Genomic DNA, 14014 nt, shown 5'->3' on the forward strand with positions numbered 1-14014 from the left:
ACGCCCGACCCCGCCCGGCCCGTCTCACCCCGTCCCGCCGGTTCCGCCCGGACCGGCTCTCCCTGCTCCGCCCGAGGTGCCGCGCCCGGGGCACCATCCGCGGCCTCTGTACCACTTGGCAACAACATGCTCCGCTACCTACCGCCCTTGTGGTCTTGGGCGGTACCTTCCAAGTGTCCAGGGGGGACTTGATCGGGGGGTCAGGTGAGCAGTGGACGCACACGTGTGCTGAGGCTCGAGGAGCTCGGCGAGGGGGAGCGGGAACGGTGGCGTGAGCTGCGTGCCGCGACGGAGGCACCGCGCAGCCCTTTCATGGAACCGGAGTTCGCCTCCGCCGTGTCCAGGGTGCGGCCCGGGGCCCGGGTGGCGGTGCTGTACGAGGGGGCGTCCGCCGAACCGGCCGGGTTCCTGCCGTACGAGCGGGGCGCGTTGGGGCAGGGCCGGGCGATCGGGCTCGGCGTCTCGGACTGCCAGGGCGCCGTGCTGCGTCCGGGTCTGGCGCTGGAGGCCGGTGAACTGCTCCGTGCCTGTTCGGTGTCGAGCTTCGCCTTCGACAACCTGGAGGCGGACCAGGCCCTGTTCGTCCCGCACGCAGCCGAGGAGCACGCCACCTTCGTCATCGACGTGGAGAAGGGCTACGAGACCTACGAGTCCGTACTGCGCGGCCAGTCGCCGAAGTTCCTGAAGACCACCCTGGCCAAGGAGCGCCGGCTCGGCCGCCAGGCCGGACCGGTGCGGTTCGTGTTCGACGAACGCGACCCGGCCGCGCTCCGGGCGCTCATCGGGTGGAAGTCGGCGCAGTACCGCAGGACCGGGCGCCGCGACCGGTTCGCGCAGGAGTGGATCACCCGGCTCGTGGGCCGCCTGGCCGGGACCCGGGCTCCGGAGTGCACGGGCACGCTGTCCGTCCTGTACGCCGGGGACCGTCCCGTCGCGGCCCACTTCGGCCTGCGCTCGGCCTCGGTACTGGCCTGCTGGTTCCCGGCGTACGACCCGGAGTTCGCGAAGTTCTCGCCGGGGCTCGTACTGCATCTGCGGATGGCCGAGGCGGCGGCCGGCGAGGGCATCGGCCTGCTCGACATGGGCCGCGGCCCGGCCGAGTACAAGGACTCGCTGAAGACGGGCGAACGCGCCGTCTACGAGGGAGAGGCGACGCGTCCGGGTCTGGGCGCCGCGCTTCAGCTGCTGCGCCGCGAGCCCGCCCGCCGCGCGCACGGTTTCGTCGTCGCCCGGCCGCGTCTCGCCTCGCTGGCGTCGCGGACCTTGAAGGGGGCGGCCCGGCTGCGCCGGCCGTGAGTGGTTCCCGGCCGCGAGACCGCGAGAACCGCTGGGGACGGCGACGGCCGCTCGTGACAACCGTTCAACGGTTCAACCGTTCGTGAGGAGGGGAGGGCTCGTGTCCCGCACAGCACGTACGCAGGAGGAGATACGGCGGTTCCTGGACATCGGCGCGGTTCAGGTCGCCGAACTGGACCTGAGCGGTGAGGAAGCCGTCCTGAGACCCGGTCCGGGCAGTCCGCCGGTGACGCACGGCGAGGTGTTCCTGCTGGTCAGGAGAGACGGCCTGCCGGTGGGCACACTACTGGGAAGGGTCCCGGAGGGGGGCGATCCGACGACGGTCCTGGCGTCGCTCGCACGGCAGGCGCAGGTGCAGGTACAGGTGCAGACGCAGGTTCAGGCGCAGGGGCAAGGTCCCGACACGGCGGAGGCGGCCGGGGGGACCACCGTGCCGCCGCCCTTCGCCTCGGTCGTCGTGGCCACCCGGGAACGGACCGGACAGCTCGCCCGCGCCCTCGACTCGCTCCTCGCGCAGGACCATCCGCACTTCGAGATCGTCGTCATCGACAACGCGCCCGTGACGGACGGGACACGCGACCTGGTGCACCGGAAGTACGGGGAGCGCGTGCGGTACGTGTGCGAGCCGGTCCCCGGGCTCGCGACCGCGCACAACACCGGGCTCGCCCACGCCCGGGGCGAGGTGACCGCGTTCACCGACGACGACGTCGTCGCCGACGCCCGCTGGCTCACCGAGCTGACCGCGTCCTTCGCCGCCGACCCGGAACTCGGCTGTGCCACCGGCCTGATCCTGCCCGCCCGGCTGCGCACCCCGGCCCAGGTCCTGCTGGAGAGCCACGGCGGCTTCGCGAAGGGGTTCACGCCGACGACGTACGACCCGCGGAACCCGCCCCGCGACGAACCGCTGTTCCCCTTCACCGCGGGCCGGTTCGGCTCCGGGGCGAACATGGCGTTCCGTACGGAGGCGCTGCGCGCGGTCGGCGGTTTCGATCCGGCCACCGGCGCCGGGACGCCCGCCCGGGGCGGCGACGACCTGTACGGGTTCGTCCGGGTCCTCGCCCAGGGGCACCGGCTCCACTACACGCCCCGGGCACTGGTCTGGCACCACCACCGGGAGACCTGGGCCGATCTGGAGACCCAGGCGTTCGGCTACGGCGCCGGCCTCACCGCCTACCTCACGGCGGTCCTGGTCAACCGGCCCGCGCTGCTGCCCGCGTTCCTCGCCCGGCTGCCCCGCGGCCTGTCCCACGCCCGCGGCCTCACCGCCGTACGGGAGACCGGGGACACCGTAGACACCGAGGGCTCCGGGGCCGGCTCAGCCGCTCCGGGCAGCCACGACACCCGCACCACCCATCCCTGGCCGCGCCGCCTCTCACGGCTGCAGCGCATGGGGATGCTGTACGGCCCCGTCGGCTATCTGCGGGCCCGGCGGGCGGCGGGCGGCACGACGGGGAAGACGCCCTCCGGCGGGCGGACGGCCGGGGGTACGCGATGACGGCGTCGTCCTCGCAGGATCCGTCGCTGCGAAGAGCCGGGGACGGCTCAGGTGACGAGGGCGGCGGAGCGGACGCGAGGCGTCCGGCCATCCCGGTGTTCCTCTACCACGCCGTGATGGACGACCCGCCCGACTGGATCGCCGAGTTCACCGTCACGCCGAAGGAGTTCGCGGCGCATCTCGACGCCCTCGAGGACAGCGGCCGCACCCCCGTCACCATCAGCACCCTCGCTGGCCATCTCACCGGGCGGGCGCCCCTTCCGCCCCGGCCGGTGCTCCTCACCTTCGACGACGGCTTCGCCGACCTGCCCGGTCCCACCGCCGACCTCCTGGCCCGGCGCTCCCTGCCGGCCACCGCGTACCTCACCACCGGCGCCATCACGCCGGGCGGCCGCAGCCTGCTTCCGCCGGCGCCGATGATGACCCTGGACCGGGTGACGGAGCTGGAGCGTTCCGGCATGGAGATCGGCAGCCATACGGTCAGCCACGCCCAGCTGGACACGCTGACCGGGAAACGACTGCGCGCCGAACTGTTCGACTCCAAAGCCGTGCTGGAGGACGCCCTCGGTCATCCGGTCCCCCATCTCGCCTACCCGCACGGCTACAACAGCCCCCGGGTGAGGGCCATGGCATCCCGTGCCGGGTACGAGACGGCGACCGCGGTGCGGCACGCGCTGAGCTCGGAGCGGGACGAGCGCTACCGCATCGCCCGGCTCATCGTCCGCCGCAGCCACACCGTCGCCGATGTCAGGGCCTGGCTGGCGGGCGACGGCGCCCGTGTCGCCCCCTACCGCGACGGCCCGAAGACGATCGCCTGGCGCTGGTACCGGCACACCCGGGCAGCGGTCCGCGGCCCGGAGTTCGCGGGCTGAATCGCGGGCCGGTTCGCGGGCCGGTTCGCGGGCCGATCCGGCAGGTCGGGCGGATCGAGTGGACGGGCGGGCGGTCGTGGTCGCCCGCCCGGTCACTTCGCCGGCTGGTTCAGATACGGGTCGGCCGCCGCCTTGCGCAGGCTCTCCCACGCCGCCTCGTCGGCCACGGCCAGGTCGCAGTGCGGCCCGGGGTCACGGTAGTTCCACTGGAGCGCGGCCTTGACGCCCTCCAGCCCCTTCAGCACGGACGGCACCTGTGCGTACCACTCGGCCTGTCGTTCCGGCCGGGTGGAGTCGACCGCGCTGCCGAACTCGGAGAGCATCAGCGGCTTGTCGGCGGAGATGTTCTCGCGTATCCACTCGTGCGTGGCCGTCTGGGTCTGCTCGAAGGTCAGCCACTCCGTCTTGTGGCAGCGGTAGTAGTTGTACTGGTTGTAGCCGATCCAGTCGACGTACTCGTCCCCCGGATACATGCCCTTGAACAGGTCTCCGTGGTTCAGGTAGCCGGTGATGATCCAGGTCCACACCACGTTGTCCACGCCGAGTTCCCGGAACCGGTCGTGGAGGTGCCGGTACGCCCGCACGTACTGGGCCGGGGTGCCGTTGGCCGGGGTGCGCGTGTCCATTTCGAGGTCGAAGGAGAGGAAGACCTTCTTCCCCGTGCGCTGCCCGTAGTCCTTGATGCGCTGTGCCTGGACGTCGATCACGGTCGTGTCCAGGTCACCGGCGGCTATCTCCGCCCACGTCGGCTGCTGCCCCTTCGTGCCGCCCCACCACTTGCTCTCCCAGGACAGCAGCAACATGCGGTCCTCCCCGACCCGCTGCTCCTCCGGGCTCAGCAACTGCCCTTCTCTGCGGTCTCCTTCGGGCAGGGACATGTCGTGGTACGTGTAGACGATGTCGAGCTTGCGGCCCACCTTCTCCTCGTAGGCCCTCACCTTCTCCTCCAGGTTGGCCCGTTCGTGCGGCACGAAGGCTCCGAACCAGGCGCCGCAGGGGGGTTCGAGCAGTTCCGTGGGCCGGCACTCCTCGTCCGTCCCGGAGGTCTCCGAGGTGTTCCGCAGTGCGAGTACGGCGACCAGGACCGCGCAGACGACCGCGGCCGAGGTGATCAGCGCCCGGCGGCGGCTCGCGGCCGGCCGCCCGGCCTTCGCCTTGCGGTGCCGGCCGGTTCCTGTGCCGCCGACGCCTGTGCCGCCGGTGTCCGCGCGGGATTCGGGGCCGGCAGGGGGTTCGGTGGCCGGGCCGGTGGTCGAGCGGTCGGTGGTCGAGCGGCCGGTGGCCGGTCCGGTTCCTGGTCGAACACCGCGCAGGGCGGCGGTGACACGGCGAAGAGGGCGAGCGAACCTCACAGGACGGAACCCTTCCGTGTCCTCGACGGCGGGGAGGCACGCAGCCGCGGGCAGAACGCGGCGAGCGTGGTCAGCAGGGTCAGGGCGAGCAGCACCCGCTGGGCGCTGAAGGTGTGCGTGGCGATCAGCACCGTCGCGACGATCATCACCGCGGCGATGCTGACGAAAACGGCCAGCATCATCCGTTCCAGCAGGTCGGAGTGGCGGACGAAGCCGGGGTCGCGCCGCTCGACGGGACCCCGTGCGGACCGTGCGCGCAGCGCGGGACCGCAGAGCCCGACCAGGGCCGTGCCCGGCCCCGCTGCCAGGAAGACGACGACTGCCGCCCCGCGCAGCGGCGAACCGGCGGGCAGGGCGAGCGCGGCGAGCGCCAGCCAGCCGGCGAACGGCGGGAGCATCCGGATCACGAGATCCTGCGGTGTCATCGCTCCCCTCCCCCTTCTCCCTCTGTCCCCTCTACCGCCTCTGTCTCCTCTACCGACCCTGTCCCTTCTGTTCCCTCCGCTTCCTCGGGCTGTCTCAGTTCGTAGACCGCCCCCGCGCTGTTCTCCGCCACCAGCCGGAACCGCGGGGACGCGGCGACGAACTCCAGGACGCTGTTCAACTGGGCGCCGGTGAGCTGCCCGTTCATTTCGGAGTTCGCCAGTTGGCCCTGGGTGAAGAGGAAGTAGGCCCGGCTCGGGCGGTCCACTCCCGCCATGTCGGTGGCGAGGGTGCCGGCCGGGTCCCGGACGATCTCGTCGACGTGGCTCCGGTCGTCCTCGAGGAACCAGTAGTGGTCGATGCTTCCGTACGAGGCGTAGGCGAGCGGGTAGTTGCGGTTGGCGGCGACGACCAGCGAGCCCTCGGGGGCCTCGTCGAAGAGCTGCCCCACCAGGGCCACCTCCTGCGGCGGGAAGTAGTTGATCCGGTCCTTGCCCGAGTAGCTCGGGACGAACGCCGCGGTCCCGGCGAGCAGCACGAGCAGCGGTCCCCAGACCCGGATGCCGAAGCCGGTGCGCGGCCGGGCGCCGCTGCCGCGGCGCGCGGGCGGCTCGGTCTTCCGGCGGGCTCCGGCCTCTGCCGCCGCCTCCGCGGCGGCGAGGGTGCGCAACTTGGGCAACAGCGCGGCGGCGGCGAAGAAGGCGACGCCGGGCAGCATGAACATCAGGACCCGGAAGATCATCTCGCTGCCGTAGCTGCTCGCCACGAGCATCGGCAGCGGGGCCGCCGTGATCACCAGCAGCGGCATCGCGCGGTACCGCAGTACGGGCTGCCGCCAGACCCCGGCCGCCGCCAGCAGCAGAACGGAGCCCGAGAGCAGCCTGGCCGCCCACGAGGTCGCGAGCGCCCCGGCGCCGGTCGGGGTGGCGCCGTACCCCCTCTCGACGTTGCCGCCGATGTCGCCCACGGCTCGGATCATGTCCGGCATCGCGGCGGACAGGAAGGGCAGTGCGGCCGTCGCGCACCAGGCCAGGAAGATGACGACCGTGGTGGCCACCGGAACCCAGTCCCGGTGGCGGCGGGGCAGGACCAGCGCGAGCAGCGACACGACCAGCATGGCCGGGGTGAGCTGGTGCGAGATGACCATCGCCATCACCAGCACGGTGAGCACGACCGTCCAGACCGCCTGCCCCCGCCGCCCACTGCCCCCGCCCGTGCCGGAACGGCCGTACCGGCGCAGGACCACGGCCAGCACTCCGAGGTGCAGCGCGAAGGCGACGGACTGCGGGGAGAAGTAGTCCTGGCCCACCCAGTTGGCGACGAAGAAGAGCCAGACCCCGGTCCAGATCAGCCGTCGGTCCTCGGTGAAGGTGCGGTAGATCAGCAGCAGCGGGAACAGCAGCAGCAGGCTGGACGCCAGCGGCCACCACGCCATGTACATCGCGGCCGAGTCCACGCCCAGCAGCCGCACCAGCGCCGCCTGGGCGGCGAAGAAGCCCGGCCACTGGTCGTAGACCGCCATGTCACCGATCCGGTCGGCGGTCTGGAGCCCGCCGGCGGTCAGCAGGTGGTCGATGACACCGTCGTGCTTCCACGCCCAGGCGTACAGCGGGGTCGGGTAGAGCACGGCCTGCGTGGCCCGCTCCATCACCAGCAGGCCGAGCACGTACGCCGCCGGCCAGCCGCCGGGCCGGCGACGGTCCCGGACCGTGAACCAGAAGCCGGCGGTGAGGACGGCGAGGCCGGCCCAGAAGCTCGGGTGGAGCGCGGTGACCAGGCCGTAGTCGTCGAGCCGCGACACATCGGTGTGCCGTACCGCGTACAGCCACAGGGCGAGCGCCGCGAGCAGCGGCAGGGCGGGCCGGAGCCCGGGGGCACGGCGCGCGGACCAGAGGGGCGGCAGGTCGGAGAGATCCGTCACGGGTTCACGGGCCGGGGTCGACGACTCCGAGGAGGGGTGGGTCCGCGACTCGGTCCGCGAAGGCGGTTCCACGGGGGTGTCCGCGGAGGTGTCCGCAGGGGTGACGGGCGCCGGTGTGCTCTCCGGTGCGGGCTCGGACGCGGATCTCTCGCGTGGAGTGGCTGGCGGACGCACGGTGGTTCCCCCCTGGCGGTTCGGCTCCAAAAGCTTGATTCGTTCGCTGGTTCAGCCGTTCGGTCGTCTGTGGTCGGGCAGCCCCGGCGCCGGTACGCCACGACGGAGCGGCAAAAGCCGGAGAAGGAGCAGCGGCAGAAGCAGTGCGGCGAGCAGCGGCGGTGCCACGGGGGCGAGCGCGTCCCGCCACACCCAGCCGGCCACGGCGACGAGGTACAGCGCCCCCCAGCGCCCCGGCCAGGACAGCCGGTCGCCGCCCACCCGCTCGAGCAGCAGCCACAACGCGACGAGGCACAGCAGCTGGCACACCGGCGGCGCCCATCGCAGCAGCGGCTCCGGCCCGTCGGTTCCCACCGCGTCCGCGAGGAATTCGGCTGTCCGGACGTACCACGCCCCGCCCACCGGCGAGGGTTCCCGGCCGAGCACGACCGGTGCGGCGTACAGGGCGAGCAGGGCCGAACCCAGCGCGGTGCCGGGGAGCCAGGGATCGGGCGCCGTGCACAGCGTCACCGCGGCGACGAAGACCAGGAGCAGCACTCCGCCCGCCGCGAGCGCCACGAGTGGCAGCCCTTCCAGCAACTGCCGTCCCGTCAGTTCGCCCTGTTCCTTCGGCGACGGTCCGCCGAGCCGGTGCAGCGGGCGTGTCGACGCCCAGAAGGCGACGGTGGCGAGTCCGAGCAGCCCCCAGAGGACGTCCCGCAGCCGTCGGTCGGACCCGACACCGGCCGGCGACGGGGCGATACGGCCGGCCGTGCCCGCGAACGCTTCGGCGGCGCCCGCGCCGTCCCGGCCCTCGGCCTCCTCCCCCCGTTCGTCCCGCTCACCGCGCTCGCCCTGCGCGGTACGACCGGCCCGCGCGCCCTGCTCACCGCGCTCACCGTGCTCGTGCGGTGTCTCGTCCCGGACCGGTCCGTGTGCGTTCCGTGGAGGGGGCCCCGCGTGATCGCCGGCCTTCCGATCGCCCTCGGCCTCGCGCTGGTGCGCTTCGGCGCCCGGATGCCTCCCGGACTCGGCGCCCGGACCGACGCTCGCACCGGCGCCCGCGTCCGCAACCGGCTCGGAGTCCCCCTCCGGGCCCATCCCCGGCTCGGGGACCGCGTGCGGCCCGGGGACCGCGTCCGTGAGGCGGGGCCGGACGATGAACGCCATCGTGTCCGCCTGGAGGGCCTCCCGTTCGTAACCGGGGCGGCCGATGAACAGCGTGACGGTGTCCGCGTCGTCCTGTTCCCGGCCCCCGCCCTCGTAGGCGGCCCGGCGGGCCCAGCCCGTGCCGTACCCGGCGGTGGCGTTCAGCCGCGCCCAGCGCGTGCCGTACGCGGGACCGGCGGAGGCGCCCCCCGTCCGTCCCGTCCCGCTCGTCGTCCTCGTCGTCCTCGTCGTACCGTCCTTGCCACCGGCCCCGCCCGTCCGGTCGACGAGCCCGCCGTGCCCACCGAGCCCGTCGCGTGTGTCGCGCAGCGCCGAGCGCAGGCCGAACACCGAGACGACGGCGACCGCCGTCATGCCGATCAGCACCGCCCACCCGGCGCCCGCGATGCCCGCGGGGGTGAACAGCACGGTCGCACTGCCCAGGACCAGCACACACATGGCCCCTTGGAGCACGGCGAGCACACCGGTGCGCCCCTGTACCCGCAGCACCCCGATGTACAGCTCCACGACCACCCGGGGCAGCGCCCCGAGTGCGAGCAGCCGCAGCACCATCGAGCCGTGCTCGGCGTAGTCCGCGCTGAACGGCGTGAGGATCAACGGCGCGAAGACCACCAGGACCAGCACGACCGGCACCAGCAGCAGCGTCATCCGGCGCAGCGCCCCACGGACCCCGTCCGCGAGCCGGCGCGGGTCGTGCGAGGCGTGGGCGGTGAGGGACGCGGCCATGTTGATGGCCATGAACTCCATGGTGCCGCCGACGGTGTACGCCACGTAGAAGTAGCCGTTCTCGGCGGCGCTGAAGCGGACCGCGACCATCACCGGCAGAAGGTTGATCATCGCCAGGCTGAACAGCGCGCCGAGCGAGTCACCGGCGAGGAAACGGCCCATGTCACGGATCCTGGGCGGTTCCCGGTCGCGGTCGGCGGCGGCCTGGCGCGGGATGAGCCGGCGAAAAATCAGCCAGCCGAGCGGCAGCGTGGAGAAAGCGATCGCGACGGCCCAGGACACGAAGATGCCCAGCACGGGCAGCGCGCTCGCGAAGACGGCCAGCAGGACCAGCTTCCCGGTGGAGAAGACGGCGTTCCCGACGGGCACCCACGCGGTCCTGCGCAGGCCCGTGAGCACCCCGTCCTGCAGGGTGAGCAGCGCCCATGCCACGCACGCCGCGACGAACAGCGCACCCGCCAGCGGGGTACCGAGGGGCTCGTACGACGCGCCCCACAGGTCGAGCGTGAGCAGGAAGACACCCGCGGCCAGTGCGACGACCAGTGAACTCGCCCCGTACACGCCCCACACGAGACGCCCGGTCTCACGCCCGGCGCGCGGCACGAAGCGGACCACGGCGCCGATCATCGTGGTCGCGGTGATGCTGGCGAGCAGCCGCATCGCAGCGATGGCCGCGGAGCCCTGGCCGACCGCGTCCTCGGAGTAGTAGCGCGCGGCCACGAGCCAGAAGCCCAGCCCGAGAACGGCGGACACGCCGGTGCTGAGCATCAGGAAGTAGGCGTTCTTGAACAGCGAGTCGGAGCTGTCGGAACCGGGTTCGTCGTCGGCAGGTTCGGGTCCGCCGCCGCCTGTGCGCACCGCGGCGGGCTCGTGCACCTGGATCTCAGCCACGAGGCGGCCCCAGTCCTCTCGCCGTGGCCCCCTTCGGCGGCTCCAGTGGCTGCGACGCCGATACCTCCGGCGCCTCCGACACCCCCGGTGGCTCCGGTGGCTCCGGCGCCTCCGGTGGCTCGGCGGGCCGTGCCCCGGACCGCTCCAGCACCTCTGCCGCCTCACGCGCCCGCAGCGGGTCCACCGGCAGCGCGTGCCGCGCGAACCAGCGGGCATTCCCGGGGGCGGGCGACGGGTCCGTGAACGCGGCTCCCGCGTAGTCGTCCAGGGGCGGGTCGTAGAGGTAGCCGACCACGATGCGGCGCCGGGCCAGTGCCGCGATCGCCGCGTCCCGGTCCGCCACCAGCAAGGGCACCCGGAACAGCGGCTGCACCGTGCCGTCCGCCGGCGGCCGGGCCCACGGCGTCGACAGGAGCAGCTCCGTGCCCGCCCGTGAGGCCCGTAAGACGTCGTCCAGCCGCCCGAGACTGCGGTGGACGCGGCGCAACCGTACGGGGCCGGGCTCCAGCCGGTAGTCGTGCATGTCGACCCGCACCCAGGGGTCGTGCGCGCCCAGGTCCGGCGCGGAGCGCACGGCGCCGGCCAGCGCGTCCGGACGCAGCGGCATCCGGATCCCCTCGCGCTCCGTCAGTCCCAGCAGCCCCATCGTGGCCCAGGCGGCCCGGCGCAGCCCCAGCCGCCGCACGGCGGCCTCGGCGTACGGCCGTACCGCGTAGGCGAGTTCGGACGCCGTGCGGCGCGGGGCGAGCAATTCGGAGCAGGCCTCCCGCACTGCCGTGCTCCGGTCCGGATCGGCCAGCGCGAGGATGCCCCCCGTCTGGGCGCCGGCATGCTTGGAAAGGCTGAAAACGGAGGCGTCGCCCCAGGCCCCGACCGGCCGCCCGCCGACCTCGCTGCCGATGGCGTGCGCCCCGTCCTCGAACAACGGGATGCCCAACGCATCACAACGGTCCCGCAGTTCGGGCGCCGGATCCGGGTTGCCGTACAGGTTCGTGGTCAGCACGGCGGACAGCGAGCCCCATGTCTCGTCCGGCACCGCGTCGATGTCGATGGACGCGTCGAACGGGTTGAGCGGCGCCTGCACCGGGCGCAGGCCCGCCGCGAGCACCACGAAGAAGATGACGTCGTCGTTGACCGGCGACATCAGCACCCTGCCGCCCGGCGGGCACCAGTGGCGCAGCGCCACGAACAGCCCGAACCTGCACGACGGCACATACACGCATTCCCGGCCGAGCCGGTCGCGCATGGCATCTTCCAGCCTCTTCGGCCGCATGCCGGAACGCGCCGATCCCGGACCGGCCTCCCCAATGGCCATCCGTCCCCCTGTTGTGCCATCGGAACGCCCCCTCCCCGAGGCCTTCCGGCACCCGCCCAGAGTCGCCCCGTTCGCACCGCTCCGTCAAGATTGCGTCTCCGCCCTGTGGACGACTTCCGGTGCGCGAGGGGGAGCAGCGCACGCGTCGTGCCGTGCGGGACGCGCACGCCTCCCGCACCCCGGACCCGTCCTTCCGCCTCTGCCCAAGACCACCGCGGCACCCGTAACGTGTGGCACGACCACGAACACGTGAAGCACCAGAGCACCTGCGCACCCGAAAGCGAGGCAGCACCCGATGCCCCCCTTCGATGTCCCCGAGGGCGATCCCTTCGGTCCGCACAATCTGCCGTACGGCGTGTTCTCGCCCCCCGGCTCGTCGGAGCGGAGGGTGGGCGTCCGGCTCGGCGACCACGTCCTCGACGCCGGCGCGGCCGCACACGTCCTGGGTTCCCCGTACGCCTCCCTGCTCGCCCGCCCGACCCTCAACCCGCTGCTGGCGGCGGGCCGTACGGCCTGGTCGGACGTCCGGCGCGCCCTCACGGCCTGGGTGACCGTGCCGGCGCACCGGGAGACCGTCGAGCCGCTGTTCCACCCGTTGGCGTCGGTGGCCCTGCACCTCCCCTTCGAGGTCGCGGACTACGTCGACTTCTACGCCTCCGAGAACCACGCCCGGAACGTCGGCCGGATCTTCCGCCCGGACGCCCCCGACTCCCTCACCCCGAACTGGAAGCACCTGCCGATCGGCTACCACGGCCGCTCCGGCACGGTGCTGGTGTCCGGCACCGACGTCGTACGCCCCTCGGGGCAGCGCAAGGCGCCCACCGATCCCGTCCCGGTCTTCGGCCCGTCGGTGCGGCTGGACATCGAGGCCGAGGTCGGCTTCGTGGTCGGTGCGCCGTCCGAGCTGGGCCGGCCGGTGCCGCTCGGCGACTTCCGCGACCACGTCTTCGGCCTCTGCCTCCTCAACGACTGGTCCGCACGCGACGTCCAGGCCTGGGAGTACGTCCCCCTCGGCCCGTTCCTCGGCAAGTCCTTCGCCACCTCGGTGTCGGCCTGGATCACCCCGCTGGACGCCCTGGAAGAGGCCCGGGTGGCGCCGCCGGAGCGCACCCACGCGCTGCTGCCGTACCTGGACGACGCGGACGAGGAGCCCGGCGGTTACGACCTGCGGATCTCCGTGGCCGTCAACGGGCACGTCGTCTCCGAACCTCCCTTCTCCACGATGTACTGGACGGCCGCCCAGCAGCTCACCCACATGACCGTGAACGGCGCCTCCCTGCGCACCGGCGACCTCTACGGCTCCGGCACGGTGAGCGGGCCCGCCGAGGGGCAGCGCGGGTCCCTGCTGGAACTGACCTGGAACGGTCGCGACGCCCTCGAACTCCCCGACGGCAAGCGGACCTTCCTGGAGGACGGCGACGTGGTGACCCTGTCGGCCTGGGCCCCGGGGCCGGGCGGAGTCCGCGTCGGCCTCGGCGAGGTCACGGGACGGGTGATCCCGCGGGCCGACCCCGCGAGCTGACCCGACCGGGCCGGCCCGCGGGCCACGTCGGCGAAGCCGTCGATCCACGCCCACCCCTGCCGCGCACCGCCCTTCGCCGTCATACTTACTTGGCGTCGGGCGGTGTGCGGCTCCCGCACGTCCCGCACCATCCGTACCCCGCACGTTGCGCGGCACGCGGCGCACGCCTCACACCGTTGCTTTGATCATCAAGTGATCTCAGTAATCCCGGTGTTTCCACCGGAATGGTCCGTAACGGTCTCACCAGAGCACGAGTTGCGCGCCGGTGTCCTGTTGACGGTCTCCCGTTTCCGCTCTGGCCCGAGGGCCGGGGATTGCGCCACCTGCCCGCCCCGCCCCGGCCTCGCGGCGCGGTCGGGTGCTGCGGGTCTTCCGGTCGGCTCCACGGGGCTTCGACTTCGCCTTGACGAGGTCCAGGTCTCCGGCCACTCCGGTACCTGTGGTGCGGGCCGCGAGGGCGGCCAGGTTGTGTCCGGCATTGGCGTCCCGATCGATGACCAGTCCGCAGTTTTCGCACACGAAGACGCGCATGCCGAGGGGTAGCTTGGCTTTCACCACACCACAGCGGGAGCAGGTCTTCGAGGAGGGGTACCAGCGGTCGGCGACGACAAGCCGAGTGCCGTGCCGGCGGGACTTGTAGGTGAGCTGGCGTCGGATCTCACCGAACGCGGCATCCGCGACGCGGCGGGACAGGCGCCGGTTGCGGCCCATGCCGGCAACGTTGAGGTCTTCGACGACGATCGTGCCGTACTCGCGGGCAAGACGGGTCGTCATCTTGTGGAGGGTGTCCTCGCGGAGATTCGCGACCCGGTGGTGGATCTTGTTCCGTGCCTGGCTGGCCTTCTCCCAGCGCTTCGACGCCTGCTGCCCGGTGCACC

The 14014-nt window shown here is 72.8% G+C and carries 10 protein-coding genes; 4 read left to right on the forward strand and 6 right to left on the reverse strand.

The annotated features are described in order from the left end of the window. Positions 1-225 precede the first annotated feature (225 nt). From AOK11_RS10105 to AOK11_RS10115, 3 genes are all read left to right on the forward strand, one after another. Entirely contained in the window at positions 226-1296 is a 1071-nt protein-coding gene (locus AOK11_RS10105) for a GNAT family N-acetyltransferase (RefSeq protein WP_240497282.1), read from the forward strand. Positions 1297-1396: 100 nt separating this feature from the next. Further along, on the forward strand, positions 1397-2791 hold the full coding sequence (locus AOK11_RS10110; protein ID WP_055593324.1) for a glycosyltransferase family 2 protein: 1395 nt from the start codon (positions 1397-1399) through the stop codon (positions 2789-2791). A gap of 116 nt (positions 2792-2907) precedes the next feature. Further along, entirely contained in the window at positions 2908-3663 is a 756-nt protein-coding gene (locus AOK11_RS10115) for a polysaccharide deacetylase family protein (protein WP_206188812.1), read from the forward strand. A gap of 92 nt (positions 3664-3755) precedes the next feature. On the opposite strand, the gene AOK11_RS10120 is transcribed toward AOK11_RS10115, so the two are convergent. The 5 genes from AOK11_RS10120 to AOK11_RS10140 form a co-directional block, all read right to left on the reverse strand. After that, positions 3756-5015 carry a glycosyl hydrolase gene (locus tag AOK11_RS10120; RefSeq protein ID WP_240497283.1) on the reverse strand — a complete coding sequence of 420 codons (1260 nt, stop codon included), beginning with the start codon at positions 5013-5015 and terminating at the stop codon, positions 3756-3758. Next, positions 5012-5440, reverse strand: a complete 429-nt coding sequence (locus AOK11_RS10125; RefSeq protein ID WP_055593326.1) for a hypothetical protein — start codon at positions 5438-5440, stop codon at positions 5012-5014. The genes AOK11_RS10120 and AOK11_RS10125 overlap by 4 nt, the downstream gene beginning before the upstream one ends. Beyond that, positions 5437-7359 carry a glycosyltransferase gene (locus tag AOK11_RS10130; protein WP_240497284.1) on the reverse strand — a complete coding sequence of 641 codons (1923 nt, stop codon included), beginning with the start codon at positions 7357-7359 and terminating at the stop codon, positions 5437-5439. The genes AOK11_RS10125 and AOK11_RS10130 overlap by 4 nt, the downstream gene beginning before the upstream one ends. A gap of 225 nt (positions 7360-7584) precedes the next feature. Continuing rightward, positions 7585-10299, reverse strand: a complete 2715-nt coding sequence (locus AOK11_RS10135) for a lipopolysaccharide biosynthesis protein (protein ID WP_055593327.1) — start codon at positions 10297-10299, stop codon at positions 7585-7587. After that, positions 10292-11545: a DegT/DnrJ/EryC1/StrS family aminotransferase gene (locus AOK11_RS10140; RefSeq protein ID WP_240497285.1), complete on the reverse strand. Its 1254-nt coding sequence runs from the start codon at positions 11543-11545 to the stop codon at positions 10292-10294. The genes AOK11_RS10135 and AOK11_RS10140 overlap by 8 nt, the downstream gene beginning before the upstream one ends. 364 nt (positions 11546-11909) lie before the next feature. Between AOK11_RS10140 and fahA the strand changes: the two genes are divergently transcribed. Further along, positions 11910-13136: a fumarylacetoacetase gene (gene fahA / locus AOK11_RS10145; RefSeq protein ID WP_055593328.1), complete on the forward strand. Its 1227-nt coding sequence runs from the start codon at positions 11910-11912 to the stop codon at positions 13134-13136. Between the two features lie 240 nt (positions 13137-13376). Here fahA and AOK11_RS10150 read toward each other — a convergent pair. Next, positions 13377-14014, reverse strand: a 638-nt coding sequence (locus AOK11_RS10150) for an RNA-guided endonuclease InsQ/TnpB family protein (RefSeq protein ID WP_157869317.1), incomplete at its 5' end; no start/stop codon positions are given.

Origin of the sequence: Streptomyces hirsutus, from assembly GCF_001418415.1 — a bacterium.
GTDB lineage: Bacteria > Actinomycetota > Actinomycetes > Streptomycetales > Streptomycetaceae > Streptomyces > Streptomyces hirsutus.

Coding starts and splice junctions, on each gene's coding strand:
- AOK11_RS10140 (WP_240497285.1), bottom strand. CDS start 11,545: ATGCGCGACCGGCTCGGCCGGGAATGCGTGTATGTGCCGTCGTGCAGG.
- AOK11_RS10125 (WP_055593326.1), bottom strand. CDS start 5,440: ATGACACCGCAGGATCTCGTGATCCGGATGCTCCCGCCGTTCGCCGGC.
- fahA (WP_055593328.1), top strand. CDS start 11,910: ATGCCCCCCTTCGATGTCCCCGAGGGCGATCCCTTCGGTCCGCACAAT.
- AOK11_RS10115 (WP_206188812.1), top strand. CDS start 2,908: ATGGACGACCCGCCCGACTGGATCGCCGAGTTCACCGTCACGCCGAAG.